This window comes from Mesorhizobium sp. CNPSo 4661, from assembly GCF_057784215.1.
Genome location: NZ_JBWGIO010000014.1, coordinates 1 through 15,073 on the forward strand (window position 1 = coordinate 1; position 15,073 = coordinate 15,073).

Annotated in this window: 16 protein-coding genes and 2 pseudogenes; 10 read left to right on the plus strand and 8 right to left on the minus strand. The window is 61.4% G+C overall.

The features are described from left to right. The 3 genes and pseudogenes from AC0YKC_RS21340 to AC0YKC_RS21350 form a co-directional block, all read right to left on the minus strand. Window positions 1–148, minus strand: a pseudogene (locus AC0YKC_RS21340) (5-aminolevulinate synthase); the annotation flags it as partial. A 463-nt stretch (window positions 149–611) separates the two neighbouring features. Continuing rightward, the gene (gene fixJ / locus AC0YKC_RS21345; protein WP_320297234.1) at window positions 612–1,223 is read right to left on the minus strand and encodes a response regulator FixJ; all 612 of its coding nucleotides are present in this window, start codon (window positions 1,221–1,223) and stop codon (window positions 612–614) included. Next, entirely contained in the window at window positions 1,213–2,700 is a 1,488-nt protein-coding gene (locus AC0YKC_RS21350; RefSeq protein ID WP_488512598.1) for a PAS domain S-box protein, read from the minus strand. Before AC0YKC_RS21350 ends, fixJ begins: the two co-directional genes overlap by 11 nt. A gap of 266 nt (window positions 2,701–2,966) precedes the next feature. On the opposite strand from AC0YKC_RS21350, the gene AC0YKC_RS21355 reads away from it, so the two are divergent. Both AC0YKC_RS21355 and mgtA read left to right on the plus strand, forming a co-directional pair. Further along, the gene (locus AC0YKC_RS21355; RefSeq protein ID WP_488512446.1) at window positions 2,967–3,776 is read left to right on the plus strand and encodes a universal stress protein; all 810 of its coding nucleotides are present in this window, start codon (window positions 2,967–2,969) and stop codon (window positions 3,774–3,776) included. A 10-nt stretch (window positions 3,777–3,786) separates the two neighbouring features. Next, entirely contained in the window at window positions 3,787–6,462 is a 2,676-nt protein-coding gene (mgtA, locus tag AC0YKC_RS21360) for a magnesium-translocating P-type ATPase (RefSeq protein ID WP_488512447.1), read from the plus strand. 41 nt (window positions 6,463–6,503) lie between these two features. Here mgtA and AC0YKC_RS21365 read toward each other — a convergent pair whose 3' ends face one another. Further along, window positions 6,504–6,971, minus strand: coding sequence for a DUF2231 domain-containing protein (locus AC0YKC_RS21365; RefSeq protein ID WP_488512448.1), 468 nt, complete (start codon window positions 6,969–6,971; stop codon window positions 6,504–6,506). A 48-nt stretch (window positions 6,972–7,019) separates the two neighbouring features. Beyond that, window positions 7,020–7,283, minus strand: coding sequence for a hypothetical protein (locus tag AC0YKC_RS21370; RefSeq protein ID WP_320297230.1), 264 nt, complete (start codon window positions 7,281–7,283; stop codon window positions 7,020–7,022). A gap of 281 nt (window positions 7,284–7,564) precedes the next feature. Between AC0YKC_RS21370 and AC0YKC_RS21375 the strand changes: the two genes are divergently transcribed. The 3 genes from AC0YKC_RS21375 to AC0YKC_RS21385 are packed head-to-tail and all read left to right on the plus strand — an operon-like array spanning window position 7,565 to window position 9,740. Then, window positions 7,565–7,738, plus strand: coding sequence for a PepSY domain-containing protein (locus AC0YKC_RS21375; RefSeq protein ID WP_347349924.1), 174 nt, complete (start codon window positions 7,565–7,567; stop codon window positions 7,736–7,738). Next, the gene (locus AC0YKC_RS21380; RefSeq protein ID WP_320297228.1) at window positions 7,735–8,400 is read left to right on the plus strand and encodes a response regulator transcription factor; all 666 of its coding nucleotides are present in this window, start codon (window positions 7,735–7,737) and stop codon (window positions 8,398–8,400) included. The genes AC0YKC_RS21375 and AC0YKC_RS21380 overlap by 4 nt, the downstream gene beginning before the upstream one ends. Further along, window positions 8,400–9,740 carry an ATP-binding protein gene (locus AC0YKC_RS21385; RefSeq protein WP_488512449.1) on the plus strand — a complete coding sequence of 447 codons (1,341 nt, stop codon included), beginning with the start codon at window positions 8,400–8,402 and terminating at the stop codon, window positions 9,738–9,740. Before AC0YKC_RS21380 ends, AC0YKC_RS21385 begins: the two co-directional genes overlap by 1 nt. Window positions 9,741–9,744: 4 nt before the next feature. Here the strand turns inward: AC0YKC_RS21385 and AC0YKC_RS21390 are convergent, their stop codons facing one another. From AC0YKC_RS21390 to AC0YKC_RS21400, 3 genes are read right to left on the minus strand one after another with little or no spacing between them, the layout of a single operon-like run. Continuing rightward, complete coding sequence (locus AC0YKC_RS21390; RefSeq protein WP_488512450.1) at window positions 9,745–11,256, minus strand: RnfABCDGE type electron transport complex subunit D; 1,512 nt, start codon at window positions 11,254–11,256, stop codon at window positions 9,745–9,747. Further along, the gene (locus AC0YKC_RS21395; RefSeq protein WP_488512451.1) at window positions 11,253–11,966 is read right to left on the minus strand and encodes an FAD:protein FMN transferase; all 714 of its coding nucleotides are present in this window, start codon (window positions 11,964–11,966) and stop codon (window positions 11,253–11,255) included. Before AC0YKC_RS21395 ends, AC0YKC_RS21390 begins: the two co-directional genes overlap by 4 nt. Before the next feature lie 31 nt (window positions 11,967–11,997). Then, window positions 11,998–12,780: an FMN-binding protein gene (locus tag AC0YKC_RS21400; protein ID WP_488512452.1), complete on the minus strand. Its 783-nt coding sequence runs from the start codon at window positions 12,778–12,780 to the stop codon at window positions 11,998–12,000. Window positions 12,781–13,042: 262 nt separating this feature from the next. On the opposite strand from AC0YKC_RS21400, the gene AC0YKC_RS21405 reads away from it, so the two are divergent. The 5 genes and pseudogenes from AC0YKC_RS21405 (at window position 13,043) to AC0YKC_RS21425 (ending at window position 15,016) form a co-directional block, all read left to right on the plus strand. After that, on the plus strand, window positions 13,043–13,738 hold the full coding sequence (locus AC0YKC_RS21405) for a VIT1/CCC1 transporter family protein (protein WP_434725749.1): 696 nt from the start codon (window positions 13,043–13,045) through the stop codon (window positions 13,736–13,738). 126 nt (window positions 13,739–13,864) lie between these two features. After that, window positions 13,865–14,125, plus strand: coding sequence for a DUF6455 family protein (locus tag AC0YKC_RS21410; RefSeq protein WP_488512453.1), 261 nt, complete (start codon window positions 13,865–13,867; stop codon window positions 14,123–14,125). Window positions 14,126–14,193: 68 nt separating this feature from the next. Next, window positions 14,194–14,447 (plus strand): annotated as a pseudogene (locus AC0YKC_RS21415) (cytochrome c maturation protein CcmE domain-containing protein); the annotation flags it as partial. 18 nt (window positions 14,448–14,465) lie between these two features. Beyond that, window positions 14,466–14,639 carry a hypothetical protein gene (locus AC0YKC_RS21420; RefSeq protein ID WP_488512454.1) on the plus strand — a complete coding sequence of 58 codons (174 nt, stop codon included), beginning with the start codon at window positions 14,466–14,468 and terminating at the stop codon, window positions 14,637–14,639. Further along, window positions 14,639–15,016: a hypothetical protein gene (locus tag AC0YKC_RS21425; RefSeq protein WP_488512455.1), complete on the plus strand. Its 378-nt coding sequence runs from the start codon at window positions 14,639–14,641 to the stop codon at window positions 15,014–15,016. The genes AC0YKC_RS21420 and AC0YKC_RS21425 overlap by 1 nt, the downstream gene beginning before the upstream one ends. Window positions 15,017–15,073: the final 57 nt, after the last annotated feature.

A 15,073-nucleotide genomic window follows, 5' to 3' on the forward strand; every position in this document is an offset into this window, starting at 1 on the left:
AGACGGTGATTTCCTGGGCGCGGCCGTTGGAACGCCAGATGGCGCGCGGGAACTTGCCAACGATGCGCTCGAGGTCGGCGAAAACGCGGTAGCGACGCTCGGCGTGGAGCTGGTCGATCGCATCCTCGAAGAACCGCTGGTAATTCATGGTGAGCTCCTTGTGCCGGACACCCGCCACCGGTCGCGGCAGGTCTCGTCCCTCGAACGTCACCATACTCGGCTTGCAGGGCTCAGCTTTGAGCCACATCAATTTGCGCCTCGAACTCAGAACGAGCTGTGTTCGCCGCGAATATCCCTGCGAAAACTGATTCAAGTCAAAGCGTTCGTCGGCGTCTCGATCCACGATGACCGGATGTGGAATCCAATAGCAAGCGCCCCCTTTGGCCGAAGCCTCGAACTAGCCGTTCTGGATGAGGATGGCCTGCACGCGCTTGTTTTTCCTTGCGAAAGGGGTCGGGAAGGGTGGGTGGACGTCGCTACGCACGTTCGTGTCGACATCAGGCCGACCCACTGGCGAGACTGGAATCCAAGAGAGCGGCGGGCGAGCTTGCTGCGAGACCTGTCCTGACGGTTGCCTCAAAGCGCAACATCAACCACCAGTGCGACCTGCCTTAATGCTTGGGCTCGGCTATCAACGCCATGCGCACAAGGTGCGAGAGGCTGCCGGCACCCATCTTGCTCATGACATTGGCACGATGGATTTCAACCGTGCGCGGGCTGATCCCGAGATCGTAGGCAATCGTCTTGTTCGGTAATCCGGAAACAAGCCCGTCGAGCACCTGGCGCTCGCGCTCCGACAGAGTGGCAAGGTTCTTCCGGATCTCAGTTGATTGCGGGTGTGCCGCGACAGGCTGGCTGCGGTTGTCCAGGGCCGAACGCAGCGCATCGATGAGAACCTGATCGTCGAAGGGCTTTTCGATGAAGTCGGCGGCGCCCTCCTTCATCGCCTGGACGGCCAGCGCGACATCGGCGTGCCCCGTCATCACAATCACCGGCACGTTCAAACCGCGGGACTTCAGTTGCCGCAGGAACTCGATGCCGTCTATACCAGGCATGCGCACGTCGGTGACGATGCAGCCCTCGACCTCCTTCGGCTCTGTCGCCAGAAATGCGGTTGCCGACTCGTGGAGTCGCACGGCAAAGTCGGCTGTCGCGAGAAGAAAGCCCAGGGATTTGCGGACGTCGACATCGTCGTCGACAACATGCACGACATCACTGGCCACTGACGACCTCTTCCTTTTCCACCGCGCGCAAAGTGAAGCGGAAGGCGGTTCCGCCGCCTGGCATCGACTCTGCCCAGATATGACCACCGTGCGACTCGACGATAGTGCGACAAATAGACAGCCCCACGCCCATCCCCTGCTTTTTCGTGGTGACGAAGGGCTGGAAAAGCTGGGCCGAAACCTCCGGCGCCAGCCCCGGCCCGGTGTCGACCACGCCAACCTCCGCCATCCCGTCATGCCGAGCGGTGGTAGAGACGCGCAGTTCCCGGCGCGACGCGCCCTGCATGGCCTCCACGGCGTTTCTCATAAGGTTCAGCAAAACCTGCTCGATCTGGATTCGATCGGTCAGGACGAGTTCGGCCGCCGGATCGAGATCGTAAGTGACGCGGACATTGGCCTCCCTTGCGCCAACCAGAGCGAGCGATGAAGCGTCTTCGATAAGCGTTGGCAGGCGTTCGACCTGGCGCTCGCTTTCGCCCCTGGCGACGAAATCCCTGAGACGACGAATGACGTCGCCGGCACGCAAGGCCTGCTCTGCAGCCTTTTCGACAGCCTCTCGCAACATTGCGGCGTTCTCGTCGTTGCTCTTCTCGAGCAGACGGCGGCTGCCTTTGAGGTAGTTGGTGATGGCCGTCAGCGGCTGATTGATTTCATGCGCCAATGTCGAGGCCATTTCGCCGAGCGCCGTGAACCTTGCCATATGAAGCAGTTCCTGCTGTTGTTCCTGCATCCTCGCTTCCGTTCTATGGCGCTCGGTCAGGTCGCGACAGAAGCCCGTAAAGAAACGGCCCGTTCCCGGATGCATTTCGCCGACGGCTAGTTCCATCGGAAAGGTCGACCCGTCCTTGCGCAACCCAGTTACCGTACGGCCGAGTCCGATAATGCGGCGTTCTCCCGTCGTGAGGTAACGCTGCAGGTATGTGTCGTGCTCTTCCCGATATGGTGAGGGCATCAGCATCCTGACGTTTTGACCAATGACCTCGCCGGCCTTGTAGCCAAACAATGTCTCGGCCGCCGTACTGAAGGATTGGATGTTCGCGCTTTCGTCGATGACGATCATTGCATCCGGCACGGTCGCCAGGATCGAGCGCAAGTGGTCCTCACGCAATTGCAGCGAAGCATTGGCGAACGACAGGTCACTGACGTCGGTGCCTTGAACGAAGATAGCAGTGATCCTGCCATTCTCGGCTCTGATGGGTTGATAGACGAAGTCCAGTATGCGTTCTTCCGCGAGGCCAGTTTCAGCGTTGTGCAGGATGATTTTGGCGTTGCGGCCAACATAAGGCTCGCCGGTGTCGCTCACGCGATCGAGCAATTCGAAGTACCCCTGACCCTCAAGTTCCGGCAGGGCTTCCCGAACTGGCTTGCCGATAACCTGCCGGTGACCGATCAGGCGCTGGTAAGCGGCATTGGTCAATTGAAAAACATGGTCCGGCTCGCTGAGCAACGTCATGAAGCCCGGAGCCTGATCGAACATCAGCGCAAGAAGCTCATGCTCCGGCTGATTGTCGTGCTCCAGCGGTTTGCCGTCCGGCGGAGCGGGTTTGGCAGCGGTCTCGGGCGAAGCTTGCCTCTTGTTGCTCACGAAGCAGTCTCCGGATCGAGGAACAGCATCAGCCGCTGATCTAGCACTGATCCGCCGGCCCGCCAAACGATCGCGTGACGATTTGATCGGTATCAAGGCATTGCATCCCCGCAGAGTGCAAATGACGGGACATTACGCGTCTCCAGCGAGGTGCCCGCATGTCCTACAGAACGATCGTCGTCAACTTGGCCGTCGACACGAAACCCGCGCCAATTGTGAAGCTTGCGGCCGAACTGGCGAAGCGTTTCGATGCCCACCTCATCGGCCTGGCGGCTGCGGACGTCCCGCCTTTGGTGGCCACGGGTGAAGGCCTGGTCTACGAAGGCGAGGTCATGCAGATCCAGCGCACCGAGATCGAGAAGCGCCTTGCCCAATTGCGCGACATTTTCGAGGAGCTTGTTCCCTCCTCGATCAGCAACGAATGGACGCAACATATTTGCGGTCCGACCCGCGCCCTGGGCGTGGCGGCGCGTTCGGCCGATCTTATCGTGACTGCGAACGGCGGCGAGGATGTCTTCCGCGCCGTCGATATCGGTGGCCTCGTGCTCGGCGTCGGCCGCCCGGTGCTTATCGCCGCTGAGAATGCCGAACACCTCCTTGGAAAGACCGTGCTGGTCGCCTGGAAGGACGGTAGGGAAGCGCGAAGAGCCTTGTCGGACTCCTTGCCATTCCTGGCCACGGCCAATGAAGTGGTTGTCGCCAGCATGGAACCTCACTCGAGCGAGGATGTTCGAAACAGCCTGGCCGACGTCGCGGTATTTTTGGAGCAGCATGGCATCACCGCACGAACCGAGGTGATCGCAGGGGACGCGGACGGTGATAGGCTGGTCGCATTTGCACGCTCGATCCATGCCGATCTGATCGTTTCCGGCGCCTACGGGCACAGCCGATTGAGGGAATGGGCCTTCGGTGGCGTCACGCGCTCGCTGATCGGCCAAAGCGGCATTACTCGCCTGCTGTCGAATTGATGTGCCGGCGATGGCGACCCGTTCGGCAGAGGACAAGGACCGGCCGTCAGCCGGGGCAACCGGACAGCAATTGATCGATCGCTGGAGAGCTGGCGCTGTCGAGCACGCCTACTGGTCGTTCGGGACAGATCAGTTGGTCGAGCAGTTGGAGACCTCTACCTCTGGTCTTTTGAGCGTCGATGCAGCGACCCGGCTTGCCAAATTCGGGCGAAACGCGCTGACCCAGCGCTCAAGCGGATCTGCATTCACTGTCTTCGTTCGCCAGTTTCGCAGCCCACTGGTCCTTATCCTTGTCTTTGCCGCCGTGGTTTCGGTGTTCGTCGGCGAGGGTCACGAGGCTGCGATCATCGGCGCTATCGTGCTTGCCAGCTGTATTCTCAGCTTCACGCAGGAATATGGCGCTTCCCGCGCCATGGAGGTGCTGCAGCAGCGTATCTCCCGCAAGGCCACCGTGCTTCGGGATGGCTTCGAGCGAAGTGTGGATGTCGAGACTATCGTTCCCGGCGACGTCGTCTGCCTGTCAGCCGGCAATCTCATCCCCGTTGACGGTGTGATCCTGGAGTCGCGGGATTTCAATGTCAGCGAATCTGTTCTTACCGGCGAAACCTTTCCCGTTGTGAAGTCCGCTGGCCAGTCGGCGCCCGATGCCGGCATTGCGCAGCGGACAAATGCGGTCTTCACCGGCACATCGGTCCGCAGTGGAACGGCAAAGGTGCTTGCCGTTGCCACTGGAACCCAGACTGAGTTCGCATCGATCGCCGAAGCCCTGAAGCGACGCATCCCGGAGACCGAATTCGCGCGCGGCATCAGAATGTTCGGATATCTGATGACCGAGATCATGCTTGTGATCGTCGTCCTGGTGTTCTTCGCCAACGTGACGCTCGACCGGCCGTTGATAGAGTCGCTGCTGTTTTCGCTCGCCCTCGCGGTTGGCCTGACACCCGAACTGCTTCCCGCAATCATCAGCGTCACCCTGGCGAGGGGCGCACGGACCATGGCTGCCAGCGGTGTCATCGTGCGCCGTCTGGATGCGATCGAGAATCTCGGCAGCATGGACTTGCTGTGCACGGACAAGACCGGAACGCTGACGGAAGGCGTCATTCACCTCGACGGATCGTTCGACGTCGAGGGCAATCCTTCGAATGAAGTCCTGCTTTGGGCACGGCTCAACGCTACGCTGCAGACCGGATTGAAGAACCCTTTGGACGAAGCAATAACGACAGCGCAGCCTGGCCAGGAAGATCTGTCCCATTTCACCAAGATCGACGAGATCCCATACGATTTTGTTCGCAAGCGGTTGTCGGTGGCTGTTCGGGACGAGGCGCGCGAACAGACACTCATCACCAAGGGAGCCGTCCAGAACGTTCTCGATGCGTGTTCCTTCGTGCGGGGGCCGCACGGTTTGAAATCCCTGGACTTGTCGGAGCGCGAGGCTGTCGATGAGAAATTCCGACGCTGGAGTGCACAAGGATATCGAGTTCTTGGCCTTGCGATCCGACGCTTTCGCAACAAGGCTGGCTTCAGCCGCGACGACGAGACCGAAATGGCGTTCGCGGGGTTCCTGCTCTTTCTCGATCCGCCAAAGGAGGGAGTGCGGGAGACACTGTCGGCGCTCGTCGATCGAGGCATCGGGGTAAAAGTCATTTCCGGCGACAACCGCTACGTGGCGGCGCATCTGGCCGACGCTGTAGGCCTCCGATCCGACAGGATCATGACCGGCGAAGATCTCTCGAAGCTGACGAAGAACGGCCTTCTCGCCGGCGTGCGCAAGACCGATCTTTTCGTCGAGATCGATCCGAACCAGAAGGAGCGCATTGTCGAGGCGCTGCGCCGCAGCGGACACGTCGTCGGCTATCTCGGCGACGGCATCAACGACGCGCCGGCGCTTCATGAAGCCGACATTGGCATCTCGGTCGATACGGCTGTCGACGTGGCCCGCGAGGCCGCGGACATCATCCTGCTCAAACGCGACCTGGGCGTTCTGGTCAAGGGCGTTGACGACGGTCGCAGAACATTCGCCAACACGATGAAATACATCTCCATCACGACCAGCGCGAACTTCGGCAACATGATCAGCATGGCGGCCGCGTCCCTCTACCTGCCGTTTCTGCCGCTGCTGGCCAAGCAGATCCTGCTGAACAACTTTCTGGCGGATATCCCCGCGCTCGCGATCGCGAGTGACAACGTCGATCCGGATCAACTCCGACGCCCCCGTCATTGGGATATTCATTTCGTCAGACGGTTCATGATCAGCTTCGGGCTCGTCAGCTCGCTCTTTGACTTTTTGACGTTTGCCTTCCTCCTATACGTGGTGCACGCAGGGGCCTCGACATTTCAGACCGGCTGGTTTGTGGAATCCCTGCTGACGCAGCTCTTGATCCTGCTCGTCATTCGTACCCGGAAAACCTTCTGGACGAGCCGCCCCAGCCGGTTGCTCGCAGCGCTCGCATTAACGGTTGGCGGTATCGCTATAGCGATCCCCTACACGCCCGTCGCAAATTGGTTGGCCATGGTGCCTTTGCCCCTGCCTGTGCTTTTGGGATTGCTCGCGATCACGGCTACATATGTTCTTGTGTCTGAGTTGACCAAGCATTGGCTCTTCGACCGCGGAAACGGCAGCCGGCGCGGACGAGAGAATCCACACCGGGACCGGGCCACAAGCAAATCGGTCCGCTTGGCCGGCTGAACCAGGTGGGAAGCCGGCAAGCAAGGGAGAGCATTCCGGTGTCAGCCTCCGATGGCGGCCTTGGTGACGTTCACGCCGAGGTCATAGACAAGCTGGCCCCCATAGTAGCCAGTTATCGTGACCAGGGCCGCGCCGGCTATTTCAACGGCGGGAATGGCGAGAGCCAACGTTCCCAGTTCGCGATTTCGTGCCCACAACGCGAGCCGGATGACGCCCCAGGTCAGAAAGGTGAAGGCGCTGATCGTGCCCAAGCTCTCATGCATCTCCGCTATCTCGCTGCTGAAACCGGCAGCCTCGGCGTAATCGAGGGCCATGCCGCCGAAGAGCCAGGTGGCGATGGCGAACAATCCGGCGGCGACAGCGACAAAGGTGGATATCGTTCCTACGCCTGATCGCATCGTTATGGCATTTCTGCCGCCAAGCGCGGCAAGATCGATGATCACGAGCGTGTAGATGAGCACGATGGGGAAATGCACCAGAATGGGATGGACGTGCTGAATCGCGGGCATCCGAAATGTCTCCGGGGAATGAGGGCAGGTATGGAGCTCAAGTGTCGATCAATCGTCGCTGTCGCCGAATTCCTCGTCTTGGTGACCGGCACGAGCGCCGGACGCGGATTTGCCGCCGTCACACTCGTCATCGCCGACGCCTTCGACGGACTTAGGCCCGGTGGTGCTCATCATGGGGATGGCCTGGAGGTCGATGGTTGTCGCAGTGGTCGACGCGGCCGCGCATGATGTCTGGATGGATTCCGCGGCGGCAGGTAGGGAAAAAGCGGTGAGCCCCCCAAGGGAGACGAGCAGGACAGGGAGATTGCGCATGGTTTTTCGTATCCTTCTTCGCACACCCGTCATCGGGCGCGATGGCCTTGATAGAGGCCTTGTGCTTGCCGCCGGCTGACGATGACTGACAGCGTTTTGACAGCTTCGGCATGCGACAGCTCGCTTCCATGAAAACCGCTTTGATACGCCTGGCGGCTCTGGGGGTGGCCGCGCTCGTGTTGGCCTCGCCGCTGGTCGTCAGGGCACAGGATGACGATGATGACCACGATCGGGCGCGCGATCTCCATGAGCGCGGCGAGATCGAGGGCCTCGCCGACATCATGGCCATTGTCCGCGCCAAGGCCCCCGGTGAGATCGTCGCGGTCGACCTCATTCGCGCCGGGGACAAGTGGATCTACAGGTTCCAGGTGGTTGCGGCCGATGGCCGGCGCAGGATCGTTGACGTTGATGCCGGCGCCGGCGGCGTCTTGCGCAGTGAAGGTGACCATAAATGAAGATCCTCGTGGCGGAAGACGAACCGCGCATCGCGGCCGATATCGCGGCGGTCCTGAAGGCCTCGGGCATGGCCGTCGATATCGTCGGCGATGGCGAAGCGGCCTGGTTTGCAGGGGATGTCGAGAACTACGATGCCGCGATCCTCGATCTGGGATTGCCGAAGCTTGACGGCCTCACGGTGCTGAAGCGCTGGCGTGCCAATGGCCGGCGCTTTCCGGTCTTGATCCTGACGGCGCGGGGACTGTGGACCGAGCGGGTGGAAGGCATCAATGCCGGCGCCGACGATTACCTTCCGAAGCCCTTTGAAATGGAGGAACTGCTGGCGCGATTGCGCGCCATCCTGCGCCGTTCGAGCGGGCAGGCGGCTCCGGTGCTGAAATCGGGCCCCTTGCTGCTCGACACGCGCCAGATGCGCATCTTGCTCCGCGGCATCCCCGTGGCGCTTTCGCCGCTTGAGTATCGGCTCCTCGCGTTCCTGATGCATCATGCAGGCCGTGTCGTTGCGCCGACTGAACTGGCGGAACATCTTTACAGCTCCGAGCATGATCGCGACCCGAATACGATCGAAGTTATCGTTGCGCGGCTTCGGCGGAAACTCGGCAGCGATATCATCGAAACCCGGCGCGGCTTCGGATATTTCGTGCCGGACGGGCCCGGCTGATGCGCAATTCGATCCGCCTCAGGCTTTGGTCGGCCGCGGCCATATCGATCGTGGTTGCGCTTGCCATCGCTGGCGTCGGCCTGCGCTATCTGTTCGAGCTCAACGTCGAGCGGCGGGTCGTCAGCGAGCTGACCGTCGACCTCAACGAGCTGATCGGCGCGACGAGCTTCGCAGCCGATGGCCGCCTGTCGGTCGCTTCGACGCTGTCGGACCAGCGCTTCGCCAGCCCGCTATCCGGGCACTACTGGCAAGTGGAGGATCTGGCCACGCACAACCTCGTTCGATCGCGTTCGCTATGGGATGCCACGCTTGCCTTGCCTGACCTGGCAGCTGGCGGCGAGCTGCGCAAGGAAGAGCTCAACGGGCCGGGGGGCGAGCTCACCGTTGCCGTTGTGCGCACGATCACCGATGCCGACGGGCGGGCGTTTCGTGCCGTCGTGGCGGAAGACCATCGCAATGTGGAAGTCTCCGTAGGCGAATATGTCCGTGACCTCGCGCCGGCACTCATGGTGCTCGCGCTTGCCCTGATGGGCGCGTTCTTCATCCAGATCACCGTCGGTCTGGCGCCATTGGAAGGCCTGCGGGTCGCCCTCAGAGACGTGATCGCGCTGCGCAAGGCTCGGCTCGACGTGGCCGCGCCAAGCGAAGTGCAGCCACTCGCCGACGAAATCAATCGCTTGCTCGCCGCCCAGGAGAAAGCCCTCTCTCGCGCGCGCTCGCGCGCCACTGACCTGGCGCACGGCCTCAAGACGCCCCTGCAGGTGCTGTCCGCCGATATCCGGGCGCTGCGCAAGAAAGGCGAGACCGAGCTTGCCGACGAGATCGAGAAAAGCGCCGGCGCGATTCGCCGCCACGTCGAGCGGGAATTGGCGCGCGCCCGGTTGGCGCCTGGCGTTTCGGGCGATGCCGCGTGCCTTGTCCGAGAAGTGGCGAAGGGCGTCGTTGCCGTTGTCAAACGTACGCCAAGGGGCAGGCAGCTGTCATTCGGGATCGATGCCGCCGAGGATTTCATGGCGCCGGTCGAAGAGGGCGATCTATCTGAGATTCTCGGCAACCTGGTGGAAAACGCGACGCGCTTCGCGAAATCCCTGGTTCACGTAAGCGCATCCGCGAGCGCTGGCGAGACGATCATCAAGGTCGTCGATGATGGGCCGGGCATTCCCGAGGCCGCCAGGCATGCGGCGTTGTTGCGTGGCGTTCAGCTCGATAGCAAGGGCGGCGGCAGCGGTCTCGGCCTGGCGATCGTCTCGGATATCGTCGAAGCCTATGGCGGCCGCCTCGAAATGGCGAATGCCAGCCCTGGTCTGGCGGTAACGATCTACCTGCCTCGGCATGGTTGAGACCTCAGGCAAAACCGGGAAAATAGTCGACCTTTATCTTCGAACGGCTGACGCCCATGGCCAGGAGCTTCTGGCGCAATGCCTTGACCATCGCCTGTGGGCCGGAAATGTAGAAGGTGCGTTCGAGATAATCGGGCATTGTCAGCCGCACCAGGCGGGCATCGATATAGCCGGGATATTGGCCGCGCTCAGCACCTTTGGCCACGGCATGAAACGTCCTTATCCCCAGTTCGCGTCTCGCCAAGCCAAGCACGTCGCGATAGGCGATGTCGTCATGTCCCTCTGTTCCGTAGAGGACGACGATCGGCCGCACTTCCTTGCGATCGACAAGATACTGCAACATCGAACGGAACGGCGTGATGCCGATGCCGCCCGCCAGGAACGCGATCTTGGTTTTCGGGTCGGACGGCAACGTGAAATCGCCGGCAAGTTGTGAAGCGTGGATCGTGGCACCGGGCTTCATGCTGCCAAGCGCCTGCTTGAAGGCGCTCGATTGTGGATAGAACTTGACGCCCAGCCGTACCGATTGCTCGGTAGGCGATGAGGCGACGGTGAAGTAGCGGCGGTTACCGCGATTGTCGGAACGGTCGAGGCCAAGCGTCCATTCAAGGTACTGGCCTGCCTGGAAGGCAAGCTTTCGCGGTGACCTGAAGATGAAGTCGTAGCTGTCGGCGGCGGTTTGCTCGATACGGTCCAACGTCAGCACGAAGCGACCTTTCGGACCGACCGCATAGGCGAAAAGATTGCCTGCTAGAAGCGCAAGCTCGGGCGTGAAATAAAGCGAGCCGACATGAATGTTGGGCGCGAAAAGGAAGCCGACGATGGCCGCAAAGGCGACCCGCGGCCAGCGCTGTGCGGGCGCCGTCAGCGGCTCGGTCAGCATCACGAAAGCGAAGAACAATAGCGGTGACGAGCTCAACGTTTCCTTGAAGGCAGTGCCATACTGCGCTGGCTGGGTTGTTGCCAGGACGGTAACCAGGGCCACGACCAGAAATGTCGCGACAAGATCCAGGCGGCGCAGCTTTCGGACGATAAGAATGCCGCCGATCACCACCAGGGGAAGCAGCCAGGGGTTGCCACCGACCCACCATGTGGCGGGCTGTTTCAGCAGCAATGCCGACAGTGCCACGCCGACGGCCGCTGGATTGAAAAGGTGTTTTCGACCAACGGCCAGGATGTATTTCGATGAGATTGCCCAAACAGAGGCGAAAGCAACTGCCGCGATACCCTTCAGGTCCGTGACGGCGACCGGATCGAGGATGAGGGCCAGAATGAGCCCGGTGATATAGACGGATTCGCTGTTTGCCGGGACCTCGAAGACCAGCGCGAAAGCCTTGTTGGTGACCCAGCAGGCGCCGACTGCCAGGGCAGTGGTGAAAGCGAGTGCGAGCGGATCGTGCGGAACGAGCCGGACGAAGCAGAAGGCGAAGGCCGTGCCCAGAAGCACCACCAAATAGTTGAGCACCAGCCGGTACATGGTCAGGTGATCGAGGAACCGGTCGACTGCCTTGATCATGGTTCGCAAAGGTCTCCGAATCCGCTTGTCGGCGTGGCGCGGCCGTTGATGTCGACGAGATATCCCTCCAGCCCCGGAGTCTGCTCGATGAACAGGATGCCGTCCGGGCCCATGGCGAAGGCAGCGGTGGCAAAGCGATCGGCTTCAAGCACGTCGGATCCGACGACCGTCAGGCTGACGATGTCGGAGATGGCGTCGGAAGGCTCATGGGGGTTGTAGATATGTTGGCCGCGCGCATAGGTGCCGGATGTGGCGACGCCGCGACCGCGCGGATATACGACCTTGATGATCTCATCCGTCTTGAAGGGGTTGCGGATGCCGACACTCCAGTCTCCGCCGGACGCATTCCTGCCTAAAGACTGAATATCGCCACCTGCCTCGATGAAGAAATCACCGGCCCCGGCCTTGCGAACGATATCGGCGGCATTGCGGATGGCCCAGCCCTTGACGATCCCGGAAGGATCAAGCGAACCGTCGGCTTTGCGAATGTCGAAATATCCGCCTGTCTCGTTCCTGGTCCGCTCGGCCAGCGCCAGCACTTCCATCATCTCGCCGCTCCAATCCTTGACCGGAACGTCGCCCCGGTTGATGGCGGAAATCTCGCTGTCGGTCCTGTATGTGCTGAAGCGCCGATCGATTTGCTCGAAATAGTCGAAGACGGAATCGACCAGGGTGGCACGCGTGCCACCAATGTCGACCGTGATCGGCATTCCCATCAGGATCCGCGTTTCACGCATGGCGTCAGGTGGAAGCCTTTTTCAGGGCGCCGCCGAGCGACTGGATGAAGGCTTTGCTGGTCAGCGTGGCCCCCGAAATGATGTCCACATCGGCGCTTTGCGCGCTGATCGCTTCGTCACGCAGCATGGGCAACGCCTGCCGGTTGATGTTGACGGAGGTACGACGATCATTGGGGTATTTCAGCACTTTGAGTGCCGTGACACGGCCGCCCTGAACAAGTGCCTGGATCTGAATGATGCCGTAGTAGGCGTCGGCCGAAGGGCCGGTGTAGACTCCGTCGGTATAGCCGTGTGTCGCGAGCTTCATGCCCGTATGGATGGCGCGTACTTGAGGATAGTCCGGCCGCGGCTTCGGGATGGGAATGTAGACGGCAGGCGTGATGGCGAATGACGGTGTCTGAAGCGGCGCGGCGTTTGCTCTCGGGAGCTCCACTTTTGGCTCCGGCGGCGAAGGCGGTGGCTGTGTGACTTCCGGCTGGCTATCGGCAACGATGGCCTGCGGTACCGCGGCCGCAATCGCCGCGGGGGTATCCTTCCAGGCTTCGACGGTTGTGCGTGGCGCCGGCGCCTTTGGTACATCCGACTGGGGAATTACCGGCTGGGTCGCCACCGGCGCCAGGACCGGATCGGCAGTGGGAAGCGGAGTGACCCGCGGCAACGCAGTCTGCTCCGCCGCGTTGGCCCCTTGTGTGTCGATCAGATCGCTGTCGGGAAGCTTGCCCGTCTGATCCCAGACATAAGCCCCGGACGAGGCGATCACGAAGAGAGACAAGGCGATCTGTTTCATAAGCATTGTTCCAGTTTCGAGCGCGCTGCGGCCGAGCCGTTGCGTGCATGTTGGGAACAATATCTCATGGGCTAGCTGACAACTGGCTGTCAGCGCGCCTTGGCTTGCGAGAAATGTCCGATCGGCGAACTGGGGGGTCGCTATTTGACTTTGATCAAGGCATTTGCTCGGGTCCAGGGGCAGTGAACGGTTGGACTGCCTTTCTGTGCTTGCCGATATGGACGCCAACCATGACCGAACCGACAATTGCTGCTTTGCTCAGATGAGTCGTCTTCATACCGAAAATCACCTGGTTTCACGCATCGGCTGGTTACGCGCCGCGGTGCTCGGCGCAAACGACGGCATCGTCTCGACCGCCAGCTTGATCATTGGGGTCGCAAGCGCCAATGCCACCACCGCCAGCGTGCTGGTAGCTGGCGTTGCGGGCCTGGTGGCAGGCGCCATGTCGATGGCCGCCGGCGAATATGTATCCGTCAGTTCCCAAGCCGACACCGAGCACGCGGATCTCGCGCGTGAACGGAAGGAACTGGCGAGCCAACCCGAGTTCGAGAGGCAGGAGCTTGCCCAGATCTACATCGATCGCGGCGTGGAACCTCAGTTGGCGTTGCAGGTGGCTGACCAGTTGATGGCCAAGGACGCGCTCGGCGCCCACGCCCGCGACGAACTTGGTATTTCCGAGACAACCGCGGCACGACCGATTCTGGCCGCGCTGGCGTCGGCGGCGGCGTTTTCAATCGGCGCGATCATGCCGCTGGCGATGGTGCTGCTTTCACCGCCCTCCCGACTTGTTGCCGTCGTTTCGATCGCATCGCTGTTGTTCCTGGCCGTGCTCGGCGCAATCGGCGCGAGGGCTGGCGGCGCCAATGTACTGAAAGCCACTGCTCGCGTCACTTTTTGGGGAGCGCTGGCAATGGCATTGACCGCAGGCATTGGAGCAATATTCGGTACCGTCAGCTAGGCTCCTGGGCGAGAAATTCGGCCCGTCTGGCGAAGCAATTCCACGAAATGAATAGCGCTCCTTGATCGAGATCAACGTCGCATGCCGCCTGAGATGGCAAAATTGTCATTTGAGGAGTGTGACGACATGAGCTTTCTCGAATATCTGATCGGGGTTGACGCCAGAACTGCCTTGATGGGACGGATGATGCAGAAGCTGGGCGTCGGCAGGCAGCTGAAAGTTGTGGCGGATCACGCCGCCGTTACCAGCCGCGCCGTGGATCGGTGTCGGTCTTGCGGGCACCAGGACGAATGCGCGATTTGGCTCGACGAAACCCCGCATGTGGATCATCCGCCGGCCTATTGCCGCAACAGCGACTTGATCGCTCGGCTGCAGTCTGTCCGCTGATCGAGCATCGGCGCTGAGCGCAATCGGGAGCGTGGCGAAGCGCCTGACCGCGCTCTTGCCGTCGCGCCGTCGTGCGCGGGCAGGGCGCCACCGTCGCCTTCTCGGTCACGACACGCAACGATCGGTCAAGGTCACCTATACCGGCATCCTTCCCGATCTGTTTCGCGAAGAGCAGGGCGTCATAACCGAGGGTGCTTTCGGTCAGGACGAAGTCTTCATTGCCGACAGCGTGCTTGCCAAGCATGACGAGCGCTGTATGCCAAAGGATGTCGCCGACGGGCTGAAAGCCAAGGGCGTCTGGAACGAAAGTGCCAGCAAATAGTAACACGGCGGCCGACCGATGTTGAACAGCCTGTTTATTCTCGAAGCGTTCCTGCTTTTCGCGGCCCCAGGGCCGACCAACGCCCTCCTGATGGCGGGCGCCGTCAAGCGTGAGAAGGCGACCAAGCTCTTGGTGGCGCAGGCGTGCGGCTATGGGATTGCGGCGGGGTTCTGGTTTTTTTGCGTCGCTTGATGCCGCTCGATGCCATCCAGATACTCAGGCTGGTCGCGGTTGGATGGCTTTCGGTTCTGGGCCTGCGCCTGATGGGCAGGAACCCCATGAAGATATCCGAGCGCGGTGACGGCCTTTCCGTGCTGACAACCACCGCCCTCAATCCGAAGGCTTTCATCTATTGCTTGGCGATGGTGCCAATGGGTGCCGGGCCCGGCGTTCTGTGGATCTCCTGGATAGTACTTGTCGGGATTACCGCCGCCACGGGGTCGCTTTGGATTCTGCTGGGCAAGCGGCTTCTCGGAGGCAGGAGGATCGCCGATAGGGTGGCGGGCGCGGCGCTTCTTGGATTTGCCCTGCTCCTGCTTCGACCACTGTTAGCCGCGGCCGCGCTCTAACGCCCGACGGGAAAATCCCGGCCATATCTATCTCTGCGCGATGATCGCAGCGGAGCA